Here is a 20,396-nt window from a genome sequence, read left to right on the forward strand (position 1 = left end):
AATTGGCTAGCTAGCCTGATAAGAGCAACGGCTTTGGTTATCTTGCATTGTTATCGACATAGATTGATTATGGAAAATATCCTCCTCCTCCGGTGCTGAACCTAAGCAGGTAACTTATCAATACCGCATGCGCTGATTTATTGTGGGTGTCTTGTTAATTATTGTTAATAAAGGTGGGTGTCTCGTTAAACGCGTACCTGAAATCGGGATAATTTCGACATTTTTTGTTTAGGGATATGGTAAAAACCCGTCATGTCACTGACGGGTTTTGTATGGGATTAACATCAATCTACAATCAAAGGTGTGAGGGGGACTTAAATAATCCGTTACTCGCCCAACACCACTCCTTCCCTGCGCGGGTCTGCCCCGCCCACTAATTTATCTTGAAACACTTCGATACCATGTAGACCACTATTCAGATCTCGTATACTTACCTTATGCCCCATAGCTTCAAGCGCAGGCTTAAGCTTCTCCAGTTCTGTGCCTTTTTCCAGGGTTGTTACGTCATTGCGATGAGTAACTCTTGGTAGATTAATCGCGTCTTGAATTGACATTTTCCAATCCAGTACGCCAATTAAAGTCTGTGACACGTAATTGATGATCCGACTACCACCTGGAGAGCCTACGACCAAACGTAAACTGCCATCGCCATTAAATACCATCATCGGCGCCATGGAACTGCGAGGGCGTTTTAGCGCTTGTACTCGATTAGCGACTTTCACGCCATCGACCTCAGGTGTTTTTGAAAAATCGGTCAACTGGTTATTTAACAAGAAGCCATTCACCATCACCCCTGAACCAAAAGCCATTTCAATGGTTGCGGTCATGGACACGGCATTACCATCTTTATCTACAATGCTCATGTGCGTGGTAGAAGGCAGTTCATAGGCGTTGTCATTGGCCCGAGATAAGGAAGAGAATACGCCAGGTCTCGCTTTACCCATATCTTTTTCAGGATCAATTAAACCGCCACGCATTTCTAAGTATTCAGGCGCCAGCATTTGCATTACGGGTACATCAACAAAAGCTGAATCGCCGATATACTTATTACGATCTGCAAAAGCCAGTCGCGCGCTCTGCGTATATAAATGCACGCCTTTTACATCATCAGAGGCTAACGGTGTTAAATCAAATTGTTGTAGCTGACCTAATATTTGCATCACCGCGATACCACCTGAGCTTGGTGGTCCCATGCTGCATAACTTAAATGCGCGATACGGCGCACAAACTGGGTCTCGCTGTTTGGCAGAATAGTTTTTCATGTCGCTGACTGACAAGCCACCTGGAGATACCACTGAACTTTGCACTGCATTGGCAATATCTTTACCAATCCAGCCATTATAAAACACATCACTACCCTGCTCTGCGACATCTTTTAATACCCGTGCAAACTCTGGGTTTTTCAAGCGCATACCGGCTTGCAAGGGTTTGCCATTTGGGAAGAAATAATTACTCGAGGTCTTTAATGTTTTAAGGCCTGGATTTATTTCAAGCTGAACCAGTTTGGCAAGGCGCGGAGAAACGATAAACCCTTGCTCGGCTAATTGAATCGCTTGTTCAAAAAGGCTCGCCCACGGCAATTTACCATGTTGTTGATGCGCCATTTCCATCATTTTAAAAAGCCCTGGCACACCGACACTGCGGCCACCGACAACCGCTTCAATCCAGGAAACTGGTTTGCCTTGCTCGTCTAAAAACATGTCTTCGGTAGCCGACGCCGGCGCAACTTCTCTACCATCAAAAGTGTTCAATTCACCTTTGTCTTTATCGAAATACAACATAAAGGCACCGCCACCAATACCAGAAGATTGTGGCTCGACCAAGCTTAACACCAGCTGCACGGCAATCGCCGCATCAACGGCGCTTCCACCTTGTTTCAAAATGTTATAACCCGCTTGCGTCGCCAAAGGGTTGGCCGCGGTAACCATAAAGGACTCTTTGACTACAGCCTGTTTTTGAGTCACACCTGTGGCTGCTTCTGGTTCACCTTCTTCACGTTTTTGTTTCGCGACAGGCGCTTCATTGATACAACCGGACAGCATCGTGATACATACGACGAGTGCCGACAACTTTTGGATACTTAACACAAAATCATCCTTCTATTTCTGGTTAACTAGGGTTTGGCCTAGTATGCGCAAGTCGTGCCTGAAAATCATTAAATTGTTCAAAGCCAGACAAAATTTTCTGATATTTATTTGGATCGGCTTCCAGTACGCCTAAAGCATGCGCTGTCGATTCCAATGTTGACAGGCCTCGGGGGTCGTGGTGCTTGCGTATGTGATATTGGCTGGTGAAGGTGTCCGGTAAAGTTACTTGGTCTAATGCATGCAGATTTTTCGACAATTGCAGCATTTTATAGGCTTTTTTCCATGTGCCATCGAGCACGATTAAACGAAGCTTATGTTGTTGCTCACTGGACTTCGGTGCAACAATTTCCGATTTTTCACCTGGATATAATAGATAGGTTTGATATCCCGGTGCTTTGATTAACTCGTTTAGCTGTGCATGTTCGCTAAAATTTTCACCGACAAACAAATGACACCGGTGCAGGCTTAATGCCAATAAACCTGCCGTGCCCTTCGCTTGTTTTTCTTCACTTGTGTGCTGCAAAATAACAACATCGATGTGGTTTTGTGTGGGCGATGAAAATTCACAAATACAGGTGACTAGCGGTCGTTGGCACCTTGTGCAATACTGTCTGCTCATTGGTGAAAGCCGATTAAATAATTAAAACAACACCCATTATATGCGCGAAACCTATTTATGTTGAAGTTATCTTTGCCACTGCAAGTAAATGCCTGGCTTACTCCTCTCATTGTACTGCTAATATCCATTGTCGTATTTTTCGTACCGGAAACGTTTTCACAATCACTGGTATTTGATCGTAACGACATTGCAAATGGTGAATTATGGCGTCTGTTCACCGGCCATTTTGATCATACCAACCTAAATCACATGCTATTAAACCTGGCTGGCCTAACCATGCTATGGGCCTTGCATGGTGATCATTATCGACATGGGTTATTCATCGCGGTGTTTTTTACATCGGCAATAATCTGCAGTCTTGGTATCTATTTTTTCGACCCTCAGATGACCCGATATGTTGGCTTATCCGGCGTACTGCACGGCTTATTCGTATTCGGCGCAATTGCCGATATCAAACAAGGGGATAAAACGGGCTATCTGTTATTGCTTGGTGTCACGGCAAAAATCATCTACGAACAATTCGCAGGTGCCAGCGCTGATATGGTGGAATTAATCGGTTCTGATATTGCCATCGATGCACACTTATTTGGCGCCATTGGCGGCCTGATTGCCGGGCTTGTGTGGCTGGTGCTGCAGTTTAAAAAACCTGATAAGGGTTGATGGCAACAAATACGAACAGCGAATCACCACTTAGCGTTAGCCTTGTGGGTTAGTCGGGTACTCATACAACAGATTCTGCGTCAGAGCCATTCAATTATTTATCCATCGTCAGAAAACAAAAAAAGCTACAACTCAATCATTAGAGCCAGTAGCTTTTTTTATTTGTAGTGCTGAAAGTACGGATTATCCGTTACTTAACTAGCTGCTTAACGAGTTGTTTGATAGATAGTTAAAGAGTCTCTTCAAACAACTTAAAGATCCGACGGTATTCATCTAACCAACTGCTAGGTTGCACGAATCCATGGGGTTCGACCGGGTAAATCGCCGTTTCGAAATCTTCTTTTTCCAACTCAATCAATCGCTGAACCAGGCGCACGGTATCTTGGAAAAATACATTGTCATCAATCATCGGCGCGTTAATCAGTAGCGGTTTTTCAAGGCCTTCGGCAAAGTAAATCGGTGAACTACGCTCATAAGCAATTGCATCATCGCCCGGCATATTCAAAATATTCGAGGTATAACCGTGATTGTAATACGCCCAGTCAGACACCAAACGTAACGCCGAACCCGATGCAAATACGTCAGGCTCTTTAAACATGGCCATCAAGGTTAAGAAACCGCCATACGAACCACCATAAACACCAACCTTACTTGGATCAACATCCGCATTTTCTACCAACCAGTCGACACCACTTAACATATCCTGAACTTCAGGCTCGCCCATATGGCGATAGATAGCGGTACGCCAATCTCGGCCATAACCTTTCGATGCCCGATAATCCATATCGATAACCGTATAGCCTTGTTGAACTAACATTGAATGGAACATAAATTCGCGGAAATATCCGGACCAGCCAAGATGTGAGTTTTGTAAGTAACCTGCGCCATGCACAAACATCACGGCTTTGCCTTCGCCGCCCTTACCTGCCAGAGCATCGCCTTGGTAAACTCGGGAGAAAACCCCTTGTTGTGTGTGCTTTGACGGCACTTCAACGATACTTGGGGCAACCCAAGGCATTGCTTTAAACTCGTCCGATACAGTATCTGTTAACTGGCTTGCTTTGTTATTGGAAGTCAGATCTTTGATATAGAGTTCTGGTGGCATGGTGGTCGTTGAATGCTCGATAAGCAACTTGCTTTCATCTGGTGACAAAGCATATTGATTCATACCGCCAAGGTCGGTCAACGCTTCGAAGGCACCACCATCTTTGCTCACTCGGTAAATTTCATAAATGCCCGGATGTTTAACATTCCCTTGAAAGTAAAACGCATCCTGATCCTTCGCCACGGTCACATTACGAACTTCATATTTTCCTGAGGTTAGTGCCTGGGGTTTTCCATCAACAGGTTTCACATACAAGTGGGAAAAACCCGACTCTTCCGAAAGAAAATAAAGGCTCGGCTCGTCTTGTAGCCAGCCAAATTCATTAAACTCCCAGTTAATCCAGGCATCGTCATGTAAGCGATGCTGACTAACCAGTTGTTTTTCTTCAAAATCAATTGTCGCTATCCAGCGGTCTTTGTTGTCCCAGGCTTCCATCATCACGGCAACCTGAGAACCATCGGGATGCCATTTAATGCTATCGGAAAAGCTCAACAAATGAATGTTTCGAGCGGATTTTTTCGACTCGTAGGTTTTACCTTCGCGGGCATGGTTTTCTTCACGCACATCGGCCAGCACATCCTCATCAAAGCCATCTAAGCTATCGTAGTTCATTAGATATTGTGCATTGTATTGCAAGTCAAGAAGATACAATTGCTCAGAATACTGTCGGTTGTCGCCTACCCGGCGGCGGGCAGGAACCGCTGCAATATTGCCATCCTCGGTAATATAATTCGGCATGATATCGGCGTCATTGCGCCAGTTTTCATTGCTACTGGTGCTAACGACTAAATAACGAGCATCTGGAGAAAGCTTGGCCTGAACGATGCGCTTGTCTTTGCCAAAATAGAATACCGCTTTGTTAATGCTGTCGTTTTCTGCACGAAGGGCGTTGTTCTTGTCATTTTGCAGGGCTTTATTGCGCTGCTGCAAAGCAACATAATCAATCAACTTGCTTTGCTCATTCGCCAAATAATTTGAATCACCGTTGCCGGATTTCGGTGTATCCGTCATTTGCAAATTCGCCAATTCTGCAATTTGGAACGTCGCAAGATCCAACGCATAGAAACTATTGCCTTGACGATAGGCGATGCGGTCATTGGTTAAGAATTGTACCGAAGATTCTTTGGCGGTGGTAAAGGTCAATTGTCGTATTGAGCTTTTATCCAAGTCTTTTAAAAATACGTTGCCTTCAAAAGTGTATAGCTCTTTACTGCCGTCGGGAGATGCAACCGCGTTGCGATCGGCAAATTTGTGAAGCTCAGCCAAACTAACCAACTGCCCCTGCTTTTCACCGAGTGCATGTTGGTAGAGATCGCGTACCGGATTACCTTCGCGTTTTTGTAAATATAGGACTTGTTCGCTGTTATCGCCCCAATACCAATTTGTCGGCGTACGGCCAATCCAGTCGGGGTTCGACATGATCTTTTCCATGGTGATCACATCGCTATTTTCACCTAACTTCTGGTTATCGGCCTTGATGGTTGGCGTAAGTTCGACATTTGCCGTCTGGCTTTCATTTGGTTGGGTGCTCTGTGAGGCTGCACAAGCTTGCAGACCGAACACGATTGATGCCACCAGCGCAGTACGTTTGGCCGTGCACATGATGCTCAATTGGTTAACTTTTGTCATTGACATCCCATTTATTTTAATCTTTAAACACTCATTTAAACAAAAACTTACCCATCAGGGCAAACAGAACTTGTCGTAACAGGTTAATCCGCCCTTTTTTCAAGATTAACGGCTTAAACTTTACGCCAGTTTCTGCATGGCTCGGTAATCGCAACCCGATTACCACGTTTTCGAATCGAAATATTGCTCGTCATCCTGACCACAATGTGCCCGATATGTTGCAATTTTATAAAACAAAGCTCAACACCTGCTTCTTGCTCTTTGCTATAATGCCCTACTATTTTCTCCATCATTGTTGTTTTCTATGATCCCACAACCAAAAGTCGGACTGTTTGACTATCCAAAATATTGGGCGGAGTGCTACGGCACCGCGCCATTCTTACCTATGAGTCGTCAGGAAATGGATGAACTGGGTTGGGACAGTTGTGACATAATTCTGGTTACGGGAGATGCCTACGTCGATCATCCAAGTTTTGGCATGGCGGTGATTGGTCGAATGCTCGAATCGCAAGGCTTTCGGGTCGGTATTATCGCGCAACCGGATTGGCATTCAAAAGACCCTTTTATGGCGTTAGGTAAACCGAATCTATTCTTCGGGATTACTGCTGGCAACATGGATTCGATGATTAATCGCTATACCGCTGAACGTCGGTTGCGTCATGACGATGCCTACAGTCCAAACAATGAAGGCGGTAAACGACCTGATCGAGCGGTTCTCGTCTATTCGCAACGATGTAAAGAAGCCTACAAAGATGTGCCTGTGATTTTAGGCGGCATCGAAGCCAGCCTTAGACGTATCGCTCATTATGATTATTGGTCTGACAAAGTTCGTCGTAGCGTTATTTTTGATGCCAAAGCCGATTTATTAATTTACGGCAATGCCGAACGACCACTGGTTGAAGTGGCGCACCGCATTGCTCGTGGTGAAACTGCAGATACATTAACCGACGTACGCGGTACGGCGTTTATCACCAAGCAAGCCTTGACCGGTTGGCGTGGTGTCGATTCGAGAAGTATTGATCGACCAGGTAAAATCGATCCGATCCCCAGTCCTTATCAGGAGATGACAGCACAAACCTGTGCCAGTGAAGATAAACCTGAGCAGGAATCTGCCGACGTGCAGATTGTCGATGTATCGAAAGAGGCAGTACCGATTCAAATAAGCGATTATCAAAATAAGAGCTGGGATAAGCGACACAAACCGTGGGAAAAAACCTATGTAAAACTGCCGAGCTTTGAGCAGGTTAGTAACAACAAAACCTTATATGCCCATGCCTCGCGAATTTTTCATCAGGAAGTGAACCCCGGAAGCGCGCGCGCGTTATTGCAAACCCACGGGGATCGCAGTGTCTGGCTAAACCCTCCAGCCTATCCCCTCGATGAATCAGAAATGGATGGTGTATTTGGCCTTCCTTATGCGCGAGTACCGCACCCTGTGTATGGCGATGCAAAAATCCCGGCCTATGACATGATTAAAACCTCAATCAATATCATGCGCGGATGTTTCGGCGGGTGCTCATTTTGTTCAATTACAGAACATGAGGGAAGAATCATTCAGTCCCGCTCTGAGCAATCGATTTTGGATGAAATTGAAGACATCAAAGAAAAAGTGCCAGGGTTTACGGGGGTGATCTCCGATTTAGGCGGGCCTACGGCAAATATGTATAAATTGCGCTGTAAAAGTCCAAAAGCAGAAGCGACCTGTCGCCGGCCGTCGTGCGTATGGCCGGATATCTGTGGCCATATGGATACCGATCACACTCCGACAATTAACCTGTACCGTAAAGCCCGCAAAGTTCGCGGCATTAAAAAGGTTCTTATCGCATCTGGCGTGCGATACGATTTGGCGATTCAAGATCCTGAATATGTAAAGGAATTAGCTACCCATCATGTCGGCGGTTATCTAAAAATCGCCCCTGAGCATACCGAAGAAGGCCCATTGTCAAAAATGATGAAGCCGGGTATGGGTACCTATGACAAGTTTAAAGAGATGTTTGATCATTACTCTAAAGTTGCCGGTAAAAAGCAGTTTTTGATCCCTTATTTCATTTCGGCACATCCTGGAACCACCGACGAGGACATGATCAATCTGGCCCTTTGGCTTAAAAAGCATGATTTTAAATTGGATCAGGTGCAAAATTTCTACCCTTCGCCGCTCGCGAACGCAACGACGCTGTATCACACCGAGATTGATTCGTTATCCAAAATCCGTAAAACGTCGGCCAGTGTTCCGGTTGCCAAAGGTGGTCGTCAGCGTCGACTGCACAAAGCCATTTTGCGCTACCATGATCCTGCGAACTGGCCAATCATTCGTGAAGCATTAACTAAAAAAGGACTGGCCCGAAAACTCATTGGTAGCGGTCCACAATTTTTGGTGCCTGCAGAGACACGACAAGAGAAATCCATGCAATATCGCAAGGGCAAGAATAACTCCAGCGGACACAAAACCTCGCCAGGACAAAAGAACAACCGTCGTTCGAAGCCCGGGCAACAGGGATTGACTCGATTCAGCAAGGATCAGTTTAAATAAATCCTTGGTTATTTCGGATGTAGGTTCTACTGCCAGAGCAATATAAGACAATCAATAGTGCCGTGATAATCGATTTGTTGCGAGCTGATTCATCTTTTTGTACTTGTGTTTCGTATCGAGTTCTATAACCTGTTAACAAACGATTTACGATGCGATGGTTTCAACACTAAAACGATTGGTGAAGGCCGGGGTCATGCTACTAGTTTTAAAAAAAGCTAAATCCAAAAAAGTTCAGGCCGAAAAAGACTCAGGTCGATACAAGCTCAATTAGAAAAATTTAGCTAATGAAAACTAAGTTCGTGAAAAGAATGATCTAACACTATAATTTGAAAAAAGAACAATTAGCAAGTTAACAGGGTTATCAATCAATGTAGTGGGTAGAATAATTTTCCTGGCTGTCTGCTACATCGATAAACACAGACTGTTTAACTGGATAACAACTTGAAAAGCAAACTTATACTATATTTAGGCACCCTGCTGCTTCTGTCAGTCGGCCTTAACACCTACCAGTTTTTCTCCAAAGTCGAGAAAACTCATGGCCCTATGTCCGCCCTCGCAGAAACCTTAACTGCGCAAGCCTCTATGAATAGACCCTCCTTAACAAACGAAGCATCAGTGGCAGCAACGGAGCCGGAATCAGAGGTTCAGCTGTCATTAGCGGAAATTCCAATTGGTGAATCCGATAGTGAAAATGTGCAGCTTCTCGCGGCAACGGCACAGCAATTTTTCCATGTTCGTCAATTTGATAATGCCGCCGATATTTTTACCGACCTCGAAGGTTTATCTCAGGTTTCGGCAACGCAATTAAAGAGCCAATGGGTCGCGCAATCCTATCAATGGCTTGACCAAAAACAGTTTACTTTGCTCAGTAGCTTGCTCGACAGCTTTCTTGCTTACGACCCGGAAGATGAAGACTGGTTGCTGGTGAAGATAAATTACTTCGAAGCCATCGACAAAAAACAAGCGGCTATATTTTTGTATTACGAGCTGATCCACAGTTCTTTCGACTATGAGAAAGAAGAGATGTGGTTAAGCCAAATTCATCAAATTGCCGAAAAGCAACGACGTAGTTACGCTCATAATGGCGCATGGCACGAACAAATCGACTTTTTCGAACCCTTATTGATGGAAGAGCCAAACTATCCTCCCTATATTCTGGCGTTAAGTCAGGCATTTATTCAACTTGAAGAATTTGTGATCGCAGATTCATATTTGGATAACATCTCGCACCTTACGGCCTACCAGGGGCAAGTCGCGAAGCTACGTCGACAAATGCATAGCTCGCAAACTGAGCTGCAAGCGATAAAACTGAATAAACTCAATGAACACTTTATGGTAAATGCGCGGATTAACAAACAGTATCGTACCAATTTAATGATTGATACCGGTGCCTCGATAACGGTGCTGTCTGAAGCGTATTTTAATGCCCTGAAAGAAAGTGGTGATATTCGTGTCAACAGGCAGCTAGAGATCAACACCGCCGCAGGCAACCAAGCGGCGTATTCGGTGATTGTTGAATACTTTAATATTGGTGAACACCAATTAGAGGATTTTGAAATTGTGGTGATGGAATTGCCCGGGTTCGAACATGCCGATGGTTTGTTGGGAATGAACTTTTTAAAACAGTTTAAGTTTGAAATTGATCAAGAAAACTCCTTGTTGTTCCTCTCTGAACCTTAATCATCACGTTCATCCACTACCCGTCTTGAACAAGAAGCAGTTGCATCTCTGATGCAACTGCTTCTTTTTATCAGTCAACCATCAATAACTGCGTATTGTATTTCCAACCGTATTGTTTTCCGACATGGTTATGCCGCCTTGCTTCTTCTTGCTTTCATCATGCGGTGCTTGCGTTTAATGGCTGGGAAAGATAAAAGTCTAAACCTTAATTGTTTGCCCTGCTCGTTAAGTAACACTCGTGCAAAATGTGTATCCAAAACCTTGGCCACTATCATTAATGCGAGACAAATTAAAGGCACATAAACCAGAGAAACAATCACCTGATCGAACCAAATCATATCCAGAATAATAGGCAAAGCAATGATTAGAATTGCTGACATTCTAAAAAACCATAAGTATTGCGTTCTTGTACTATTCATTGTGAACCTCACAATTAAACTAACCTCGAAGCTAAGAATAGAGAGAATCGTAAAATTCAGCAAAGGGATAATATTCACTCAATAGGTGAATTTCATTCACCTTCCATTAACATTTGTCGTACCCAGCTGATAAATGTCTGAATATCATGATTTTGTCGGTCAGCATCTCGGTAAACCGCATAAAGCGACATTGGAAAATCGGCTTTAAGATTGAAGGGATCCACCAATATTTTAGATTTTAATAGGTAGTTTTCGATTGGTGTCATCGCCAAGGCTATGCCTAGTCCCTGTTCGGCGGCCTGCAGCGAAGCATCATAGTCATTAAAGGTTAACTTGGGCAATACTTTCAGCCTGCCATTGCCAACAGCCTTGCTCCAATTGCCCCAGATATTGTCAAATCCAGCGAGATCGATTAACGGTACATCGGTAATTTGCGACACATCCGTTAATTGATTTTGTTCTTTAAAACTCATCGAGCAAACCGCTATAATTTCAACGTCCATGATTTTTTCAACCGCAACATCTGGCCATTCACCAGCGCCGATACGAAAAGCCAAGTCGATGTCTTCATAGCGCAGATCCAATAAGTTCATTGAGGTTTCAATGCGTATGTCCAAGCTTGGGTTTTGCTGTTGAAAGCTGGCGAGCTTAGGCAAAATAATATTTCGCGATAAGGATGGGAATGTCGAAATTTTTAACGTATTGGATTGAAAGCGATTTTGTAATTGTCGGGTTGCATGCTCGAGCTTTTGTAATGACATACTCACTACATTTAAATAGCTCTGTCCCGCCGCATTTAAACTTACCCCGCGTTTATCTCGCTGAAATAACTCAAAGCCAAGGAACTCTTCCAATGAACGGATTTGATGGCTGACTGCCGATGGGGTGATAAACAACTCAGCACTGGCTTTTTTGAAGCTCTGATGACGACCCGCCGCTTCAAATACGACGAGCAGATGCGCCGGTGGTAATTTTCTGGCCATAATGTCCTTCTGGGAATTAAATCTAACTCGTCACTGCATACTTAAATTCGCTATCTTTATAGTAGTCGTTCTATCTTTGTCTTTTGGTTAATCCGTGTCTTTTTGTCGTTTTCTTTTCACTCTTTATGTTCGTTTTTATACTCACTATTTATTCGTCGCGTGAATCAATTCAAACTCGTGTGTTCGCGGAAGAATCGAAAGGATTGGTAAATTAGGTTGATAAGTGAGGTTGATTAGTGACGGTGATAGGTGAGATGAATAATTACCATCTGCTTCCACGTACTAAACATACTTTTAACACGACGATGACGGCAGGTTATCCACTATTTAAGTCATTTTCAGGCATTAATTTGTTGATAAGTTAAAAAAGTTTGATTTCTCTCTCATTGCTTCCATTGTTGAGCGAGCGGAAAAACAGAAGGAGGAAACCGTAAGCAGTTCCTCCTTAACTTGTTTTTTGAATCGGCAAAGCATTAATAAATGCATTATGAATTTTCTTGATTGCATTTATAAATGGTTTAAAAAATATCCGATAACTGCCTGTTTACTCGTACGATTTCAAGTTTTTTCTGAATCTTTCATAAAAAACAAAAGTAATCTTGAGTGGTAATTGAAAAATCTACTCAACGGTTAACGCGAATTCGATCGGGATTTATTCCTCCCTTAAAGTTTAGAAATTCTGCAAATACAATTTAGATTTGACCACAAACCACCTGTGGATAACTATGTGGACAAATAAAACCTCAATAAAATTAATGCCTAGAGCACAGAAAACAAAAAAATCCAGTTAAAAAACCAAAGTAAAGATATTTTTTGCAATTTATTTTTTGAATTTTTATATGATTTATTAAGTTTTACACAAAAACAGTGGATAACTTTTGCGGTGCCTTGCCGTGTCTACCCTCTACTTTTGCAAGCACTTTTTAAAACTTTTTTTAGATGATTTTATTCTTGAAAAAAACCTTGGACCATGTTTCGATTTTGCACCAAAATGGATTACAATTTTATCCATCACCATCATTCTTGGAACATCAATGAAAACCGCATTAGTATTGGGCGCCACAGGACTCACCGGCTCTATTTGTATACAAAAGCTTCTTAACGATGAACGTTATACGAATGTGATCGCCATGAGTCGCCGTCAATTAGCTATCAGCCATGCCAAATTGGTTCGCGTTGAGATGAATGATGAGCAACTGCAATCCGTGTTTCATCAGCACAACATCGATGAAGTCTATTGTTGCCTAGGCACCACAATCAAAAAAGCTGGTAGCCAGCAAGCATTTAAAGCCATCGACAAAGATTTGGTCGTGGATCTCGCCAGCTGTGCGCTTGATTCAGGTGTGGGTAAGTTTGCCGTGATCTCAGCATTGGGAGCCAGTGAAAAAGCGTTTGGCTTTTACAATCGAGTAAAGGGCGAAATGGAGCAAGGATTGATCGCATTGGGATTTGCGCAGTTGGTCATCGTCAGGCCAAGCTTGATATTAGGGCCAAGAATTGAATCCCGTACCGGCGAAGATTTGGCAAAATCCTTTTATCGCATGGTGGCGCCAATTGCCAACAAGCTACTACCTGACCATCGACCAATCGAGGCAGAAGCCATAGTCACTGCGATGATTGATGGGGTTAACCAAGTGCAACCCCATGCCGTTACGATTATTGAGAATAAGGAAATGCACGTCGCCTGAAAAACCCTAAGCTAATCGCACAGCATTCATTCTACACGCGGTGATTTAACGTCAATTCAGATCGCACCATGCTCGGTTAACAATGCGATTAACTGCTCTTCTGTTAACACACCTACACCGAGATCTGTCGCTTTGGTAAGTTTAGAGCCTGCCTTTTCTCCAGCAACCAGATAACTGGTTTTTGCTGAGACACTGCCGGAAACTTTTGCCCCCAGCGATTGCAAATGGCCTTTTGCTTCGGTGCGCCCCATCTGACTTAAGGTGCCAGTTAGCACGAACGTTTGATCTTTCAAAGGCAATTCGTTTTCGGCTTTGACCTCAATTTCCGGCCAGTGAAGTCCCACAGCAATAAGCTGCTCAATGACTTGCTGGTTATGCGCTTCTGCGAGGAAATGGAGGATATTATTGGCAACAACTTCACCCACATCATCGACATCAATTAACTGTTCAAATGAGGCAACCTGTAAGGCCTCTAGCGTCTTAAAATGTTGTGCCAGATTGCCCGCGGTGGCCTCTCCGACTTCTCGAATGCCTAACGAATATATGAATTTGGCTAACGTCGTAGTTTTTGCGGTTTGCAATGCTGCCAGCAGATTATCCGCGGATTTAACGCCCATACGTTCAAGCGTGGTAAGCTGTGTTTGGTTTAAGGTAAATAAATCGGCGGGAGTTTGGATCAAATTTTCATCGACCAGTTGTTCCACCAGTTTATCCCCCAAACCATCAACGTCTAAGGCCTTTCTAGAGGCAAAGTGTTTGATTGCTTCTTTGCGCTGCGCACCACAAAACAAACCGCCGGTACAACGCAATACGGCTTCACCCACAACGCGCTCTACTGCCGAGTCGCATACCGGGCAAGCGCTTGGAAATTCAATGTCTTTGGCATCATCAGGGCGTTTATCCACGACCGCACTAACAATCTGAGGGATCACATCCCCTGCTCTGCGAATAATGACGGTGTCATGAATTTTGATCCCTAAGCGATCGATTTCATCCTGATTATGCAAAGTTGCATTCGAAACCGTAACACCACCGACAAAAACCGGCTCGAGACGCGCTACAGGTGTAATCGCACCGGTGCGACCAACCTGAAACTCGACATCAAGCAACGTCGTTAACTCTTCCTGAGCTGGAAACTTATAGGCGGTTGCCCAACGCGGAGCCCTGGCGACAAAACCAAGCTGTTGCTGGAAAGCGATGCTATCGACTTTTAATACCACTCCGTCAATTTCGTAACTGAGCTGGTCGCGACGATTCAAGATATCCTGATAAAAATCTACACACTCACTCGGATGTTCAACCTGAACGATTTCCGGGCACATCGGTAGCCCCAAACGTTTTAGCATCACTAACCGTTGATAATGGCTGTTTGGCAAGTAATTGTCGGCGTCTTCAACAAAGCCGACACTATAGGCATAGAAAGACAAGTTTCGCTTTGCGGTGATTTTGGAGTCCAACTGGCGTAATGATCCGGCCGCCGCATTCCTGGGATTGGCAAAGGCTTTTTCACCTTTGTTGATCGCTTGTTCATTTAACGCATCAAAACTTGCCTTTGGCATAAATACTTCGCCGCGCACTTCAAAAATGGCAGGGATATTTTCGCCGCGCAGTTTTAATGGAATTGCATTAATGGTTTTAACATTTTCGGTGATATTCTCACCCACCTGGCCATCACCACGGGTCGCGGCTTGCACTAAGATACCGTTTTCATAACGAAGACTTACCGCCAGGCCATCGAGTTTCGGCTCACAGCAAAAACGCAAACCGTCGCCATCAATACGACCAGCATTGCGACCAAGACGATCATTGATACGGCTGATAAAACCTTGCCATTCGGGTTCGTCAAAGACATTGTCCAATGACAACATCGGGATCTGATGAGTGACCTGAGAAAATGACTTAAGGGCTTCACCACCCACTTTTTGTGACGGTGAGTCTGCTCGCTTTAAATCGGGGTATTGGCTTTCCAGGGCCATTAAATCGCGCATTAAGCGATCATAATGGCTATCCGGTACGGTAGGTGCATCCAAGACATAATATTGGTAATTGTACTCATGTAGCTGGCCAATAATTTCTGCCATCTGGCTTTGTATTTGTGTGTGAGTTTGCTCAGACATCTATCTATACAACCTTAGTCACGTATCTCTTAGGTTTGATAACCTGTGGGTTCGGCTTATAAAAGTAAAGCCTCCACCGGAGGCTTTGAAAAGAATCTATTATACGTTAGCAATTCGGCTTTTGCGGTCGAATTCACGAATTTTGGTGAGGTAATGTTGCTCGGTTTGACGGGTCATCACACTGCGCTGCCCATCTAATACCTGGCCACCAAATTCACTGGCCAGCTGTTTTGCCGCAGACAACATAAGTTTGAACACTTTACTGGGATCGCCTGCATTTGGCAGGGTCATAAATAATGTTAACCCTGTGGTGGCAAAATGTTCCATATTGTCCAAATCAAACGTGCCTGGATTTACCATATTGGCCAGTGAAAAATGGATTGGACCTTTACCGGAATTATCCTGGTGGCGATGAAAGACGTTCATATCACCGAACTTCATACCTAAGGTGAGAAGACTCGGTAATAACGCAGCACCTGAAATTAATTGATGCTGACCGGCAACCACACTGATAGCCAGGACTTCTTGTTCAATATCGCTAGCAGGTTTGGGCGTTTCTTCGTCGACAAAATCGATTTCCATTTGATCGCGGCGAATTTGCGCTTTGGTTTTTTCAACACGGCGCTTCGTTTGAGTGCTCTCTTTAATTTGCGGCTCTGGTTGCTCCACAACTTCCGGTTGAGAATCAAACGTTGGCTCAGTAAACTTCATTTCCCTAGCTGGAGCGTCTTGCTCGTGGGCTTGAAAAATTCGTTCCATTTCTGCCATTGCCGGTTCACTGGCAACACTTAACGCCGCATCATTGGTATATTGGTCTTGCACAGAAATAATTTCTTCGGCAATGACGCGCTCATCAAAATTTTCACCTGAGTTATGCGTTGTCGTATTGAATCCTTCAGTGGCCACCGTTTCGGCCGCCAATGATTCCCTGCTATACGGCTCTGAGCTAAATGATTCAGAGCTATACGATTCAGAGCGAGTAGAGCCGGCACTAAAAGACGGCGCGGACAAATTATCGGTGATCGGATTCCCTTCTTCACCAGGATTTACCGTAACTTTTTTCGGACGACCGACTCCATCCTGATCAAAGCCAGAATTGTCGAACATCCTAAGATCTTTTTCTTCCGTTGACTCAGTGACAACGGTTTTCTTTAACTTATAGGGATTTTTGCGTTCTTTACGCAGGGTATACATACCGTGAATACAAAGTCCGGCAATCGCCAGAACACTGATAATGAGGAGAATATCTCTTAAATTAAATTCCATATTTAAGCCTGTTTATGATGCTTGCGCCATAGCGACTGCTTCATCGATATCCACGGCAACCATTCTCGAAACACCTGGTTCATGCATGGTTACACCGGTTAGATGCGTCGCCATTTCCATCGCAATTTTATTATGACTAATGTAGATAAACTGCACCGTTTTCGACATTTCCTTAACCAACTTACAGAAACGTTCTACGTTGGCATCATCCAACGGCGCATCAACTTCGTCCAACATACAAAATGGTGCTGGATTTAGACGGAAAATCGCAAACACCAATGATAATGCTGTTAGGGCTTTTTCACCACCAGAAAGTAAGTGAATCGTACTATTTTTTTTACCTGGAGGTCTAGCCATGATAGTAACACCGGTATCGAGCAAATCTTCACCAGTTAAATCCAGATACGCACTACCACCGCCGAACACTTTCGGGAATAAGTTTTTCAAATCGTCATTGACCTGGTCAAATGTCTGTTTGAATTTCGCCCGACTTTCACGATCAATCTTATGAATCGCGTTTTCAAGGGTCGACAGGGCATCTTCCAAATCGTCATTTTGCTTATCCAGAAACCCCTTGCGTTGCTGCTGGAGTTCATATTCTTCAATGGCGGCGAGATTAATCGCTCCTAAACCATCGATTTCTTTGGCAATGCGCGCAAGTTTAATTTGCCATTGATTTTCTTTTGCATCCATTGGCAGGTCTTGCAAAACATCCTTAATTGATTGATGCAATTCATCAAGTTGCTCAATAGCGGTATTGGCTCTTACCCGGTAGTTTTCCCCATCGAGGCTAAGTTTTGCCATCTTGTCTTTGATTAGACCGATGTGATTGACCAGCCCTTGTTGACTCTGATTAAACGCAAGAATCTCATCGTTTGCTTTGGATTGTTGCAGATGCAAGGCTTGTTGCTGTTGCTCAAGATCACTACTTTGCATCAATTTTTTCTGCAACCGTTGTTCATCATCAAGCAGCGGAACTTCGAGCTCCTGCAGGGCAATTTGCAATTCTTGCTGCTGCTCTGTGGCAAACTTAATTTGCTCTTCGATGCGCTGCATCATCAACATTGAATTTTTCAGGGTCGAAGCATATTGCTCGCGCTGCACCAGCTTTTGTTGCAATTGCTGATTGAAATTATTGATTCGGCTTTGCCATTGTTGCAGTTCCTGGCTTGCAGTTGTTCTTTGTAGCTCCAGCGAATCACCACCATCGACAAACGATTCCAGCTGCTCTGACAGCTCCTCTTCGGTAAATGCCAAGATTTGTGCTTGTTCGGTTTTTTCAGCAATCCCGTCATCCAGGCCGGTTAGCTCTTCATTAAGGGTGAGCGCTTGCTGTTGCAGTAAGCTCAATTGTTGCGAAGTCAGCTGCAATTGTTGCTGTTCCTGAACCAATTGTTGCTTGCTATGTTGCAATGATTGTTGTGCCGATTGCGCCTCAGCCTTGCTATTTTGCGCATCAAGTTGCGCTTGTTCACTGTCACTGACAATGACCTCGACGGCGTGAGCCTGTTTCCCTTGCAACGCTTTTAGATCCTGCAATTGGTTTTGTCTTGCCAGTTGACCGGACTCTCCCTGCAACATGCCTTTTTGCATCCAGTGTTTTCCAAACCAGACACCTTGCGGGCAAATTACCGACTCCCCGTCTTGCAAGCTTGCCACTTTATCTTTGGCTGCCTGCTCGTTGTCAGCGATATACACGTTTGCCAATAAACTTTGGACAACATTACCCTTGAGCACCTTCGCGCTCAAAGTGCCTGGCACAATCGTAACCTTTGCACCTGCATTTGCATCCACAACCAATGCCCCTTGTGGCAGGTCAAACTGTTCAGGCAGTTGCTCAAGGACATCCGCATCTAGCCAATGGCCCAGTACCATTTCTACCGCTAGCTCCCAACCTTTAGTTACATTAAGTTGCTCTGCAAGAGCGGTGTGACTCTTGATGTTGTGCTCGCCAAGATACTGCTGTTGTTGCTGTTGCCAGTCGCTTCTGCTCTGGCAAATCTGTTGCAAAGCATCGATTTGCGCGTCGATTTTCGCTAATGATTGTTGGCGCTGTTGTTGCGCATTGGCTAACTGCTGGGAACTTTGCTGTTTTTGTTCTGCAATCGCTTGCGCTCTGTCAAAATCGTCGGCAAGTTCCCGCACTTGTATTGTGAGAAGTTCGACTTGGCGTTGCTGCTCAGATTGTTTTTTTAATATTGTGTCGAGATCAAAATTGCGCTGTTGCACAGCAAGCTGTTGACGACGTTGGGTTAACTGCTGGATTTGCTGTTGTAACGATTCCACCTGGGATTTTGCCAACTGTCGCCTTTGCATCAGCTCATGCTTTTGTTGCTGAAATGATTGCCATTTATCCTGCCACGACTGCTGCTGCTCACTAACGAGTTCGGATTGCTCACGCGCCTGTTCCAGTTGCAGTTGCAACTCTTCAATCTCGGGCTCAATAATACTTAATTGTTGCTCAAGTTCCTGGCGGCGACCATTCTCCTGATTTAACTGTTGTTGATTTTCCTGAGCGCGCAGAGTCAACTTGTCCAAATCCTTAGACAAAGTAAGCTTGCGTTGCTTGCCATGCTTGATATTCTCTTCAAGCCTGGTGATATCAGTACTCAAGGTTAATTTTTGCTGGGCAAGCGTATTCAGTTCACTGGTGCTTTGCTCTTGGGCTTGCCGAGCTTTGACTATACTGAGTTCGCGCTCAGTTTGTTCCGCATTAAATTGCGCTAACTGGACCTCGAGCTTTTGCTCATCGGTTTTGAGTTTGTCCAATTTATTCTGGCAATGTTGCCAACGGATCGCAGCGATTTGCGATTTAAACAAACGTTCTTGTTGTTTTAATTCTTTAAAGCGTATCGCCGCTTGTGATTGACCATGAAGTTTTTCTAACTGGCTATGCAGTTCATGACGAATATCGGTCAGCCGTGATAAGTTTTCGCGTGTGGCCCGGATCCGGTTTTCCGTTTCCCGGCGTCGCTCTTTGTATTTCGATACCCCAGCCGCTTCTTCAATAAAGATACGCAAATCCTGAGGCTTGGATTCAATCAGGCGGGAAATCATCCCTTGTTCAATAATCGCATAACTGCGGGGACCAAGGCCTGTCCCTAAGAAGATATCAGTGATATCTTTGCGCCGGCATTTACTGCCATTGAGGTAATAAGTGTTTTGACTGTCACGGTTTACGACGCGACGAATGGATATTTCAGTGCGATCCGCCATCGAACCACGAATCCGTTGTTGCTGGTTATCAAACACGAGTTCCACACTGGCTTGGCCGGTTGGTTTTCGGGCAGTAGAGCCATTAAAGATAACGTCGGTCATTGAATCGCCACGCAGATTTTTAGCCGAGCTTTCACCCAGCACCCAGCGCACGGCGTCGATGATATTGGATTTACCACAGCCATTTGGACCGACAATGGCGGTCATCTCCTGCGGAAATGGCACATTGGTGACATCCACAAAGGATTTAAATCCGGCGAGTTTTATCTTTTTTAAGCGCATCGATTCTTATCGTTATGAGACAAACATTAAGTCTGCAATTACGTATCCTCGTTCTTACTGGTCGGTGATTTTACATTTGACTACTATTCTTCACCGGCGGTGGACCGTATTGATT

13 protein-coding genes are annotated in these 20,396 nt (G+C 44.4%); 4 read left to right on the plus strand and 9 right to left on the minus strand.

Going from position 1 to position 20,396, the window contains the following annotated elements:
• Positions 1-326: 326 nt before the first annotated feature.
• Together ggt and FE810_RS00710 are read right to left on the minus strand one after the other, a co-directional pair.
• Positions 327-2,087: a gamma-glutamyltransferase gene (ggt, locus tag FE810_RS00705; protein ID WP_306416796.1), complete on the minus strand. Its 1,761-nt coding sequence runs from the start codon at positions 2,085-2,087 to the stop codon at positions 327-329.
• 22 nt (positions 2,088-2,109) lie between these two features.
• Positions 2,110-2,706 (minus strand): tRNA-uridine aminocarboxypropyltransferase, encoded by a 597-nt coding sequence (locus FE810_RS00710; protein ID WP_138318110.1) that lies wholly within the window; start codon positions 2,704-2,706, stop codon positions 2,110-2,112.
• Positions 2,707-2,763: 57 nt separating this feature from the next.
• Between FE810_RS00710 and rrtA the strand changes: the two genes are divergently transcribed.
• Complete coding sequence (gene rrtA / locus FE810_RS00715; RefSeq protein WP_138318111.1) at positions 2,764-3,366, plus strand: rhombosortase; 603 nt, start codon at positions 2,764-2,766, stop codon at positions 3,364-3,366.
• A 229-nt stretch (positions 3,367-3,595) separates the two neighbouring features.
• On the opposite strand, the gene FE810_RS00720 is transcribed toward rrtA, so the two are convergent.
• Both FE810_RS00720 and FE810_RS00725 read right to left on the minus strand, forming a co-directional pair.
• Positions 3,596-6,100 (minus strand): S9 family peptidase, encoded by a 2,505-nt coding sequence (locus FE810_RS00720; RefSeq protein ID WP_246036828.1) that lies wholly within the window; start codon positions 6,098-6,100, stop codon positions 3,596-3,598.
• Positions 6,101-6,213: 113 nt separating this feature from the next.
• Positions 6,214-6,393, minus strand: a complete 180-nt coding sequence (locus FE810_RS00725; RefSeq protein WP_138318112.1) for a hypothetical protein — start codon at positions 6,391-6,393, stop codon at positions 6,214-6,216.
• Positions 6,394-6,404: 11 nt separating this feature from the next.
• Between FE810_RS00725 and FE810_RS00730 the strand changes: the two genes are divergently transcribed.
• Both FE810_RS00730 and FE810_RS00735 read left to right on the plus strand, forming a co-directional pair.
• A complete protein-coding gene (locus tag FE810_RS00730; protein ID WP_138318113.1) occupies positions 6,405-8,630 on the plus strand; it encodes a YgiQ family radical SAM protein in 2,226 nt (741 codons plus the stop codon).
• A 582-nt stretch (positions 8,631-9,212) separates the two neighbouring features.
• The gene (locus FE810_RS00735; protein WP_171022171.1) at positions 9,213-10,310 is read left to right on the plus strand and encodes a retropepsin-like aspartic protease family protein; all 1,098 of its coding nucleotides are present in this window, start codon (positions 9,213-9,215) and stop codon (positions 10,308-10,310) included.
• A 128-nt stretch (positions 10,311-10,438) separates the two neighbouring features.
• Here the strand turns inward: FE810_RS00735 and FE810_RS00740 are convergent, their stop codons facing one another.
• Both FE810_RS00740 and FE810_RS00745 read right to left on the minus strand, forming a co-directional pair.
• Positions 10,439-10,690 carry a hypothetical protein gene (locus FE810_RS00740; protein WP_138318115.1) on the minus strand — a complete coding sequence of 84 codons (252 nt, stop codon included), beginning with the start codon at positions 10,688-10,690 and terminating at the stop codon, positions 10,439-10,441.
• Between the two features lie 131 nt (positions 10,691-10,821).
• Entirely contained in the window at positions 10,822-11,712 is an 891-nt protein-coding gene (locus FE810_RS00745) for a LysR substrate-binding domain-containing protein (protein ID WP_138318116.1), read from the minus strand.
• A gap of 1,034 nt (positions 11,713-12,746) precedes the next feature.
• Here FE810_RS00745 and FE810_RS00750 point away from each other — a divergent pair.
• Positions 12,747-13,400, plus strand: coding sequence for an NAD-dependent epimerase/dehydratase family protein (locus FE810_RS00750; protein WP_138318117.1), 654 nt, complete (start codon positions 12,747-12,749; stop codon positions 13,398-13,400).
• 56 nt (positions 13,401-13,456) lie between these two features.
• On the opposite strand, the gene ligA is transcribed toward FE810_RS00750, so the two are convergent.
• The 3 genes from ligA to smc all read right to left on the minus strand — a co-directional run bounded on the left by ligA (position 13,457) and on the right by smc (position 20,281).
• Complete coding sequence (gene ligA / locus FE810_RS00755) at positions 13,457-15,517, minus strand: NAD-dependent DNA ligase LigA (RefSeq protein WP_138318118.1); 2,061 nt, start codon at positions 15,515-15,517, stop codon at positions 13,457-13,459.
• Positions 15,518-15,616: 99 nt separating this feature from the next.
• The gene (zipA, locus tag FE810_RS00760; protein WP_138318119.1) at positions 15,617-16,783 is read right to left on the minus strand and encodes a cell division protein ZipA; all 1,167 of its coding nucleotides are present in this window, start codon (positions 16,781-16,783) and stop codon (positions 15,617-15,619) included.
• Positions 16,784-16,795: 12 nt separating this feature from the next.
• The gene (gene smc / locus FE810_RS00765) at positions 16,796-20,281 is read right to left on the minus strand and encodes a chromosome segregation protein SMC (RefSeq protein WP_138318120.1); all 3,486 of its coding nucleotides are present in this window, start codon (positions 20,279-20,281) and stop codon (positions 16,796-16,798) included.
• Positions 20,282-20,396: the final 115 nt, after the last annotated feature.

This window comes from Thalassotalea litorea (genome assembly GCF_005843925.1).
Taxonomy (GTDB): Bacteria; Pseudomonadota; Gammaproteobacteria; order Enterobacterales; family Alteromonadaceae; genus Thalassotalea_A; species Thalassotalea_A litorea_A.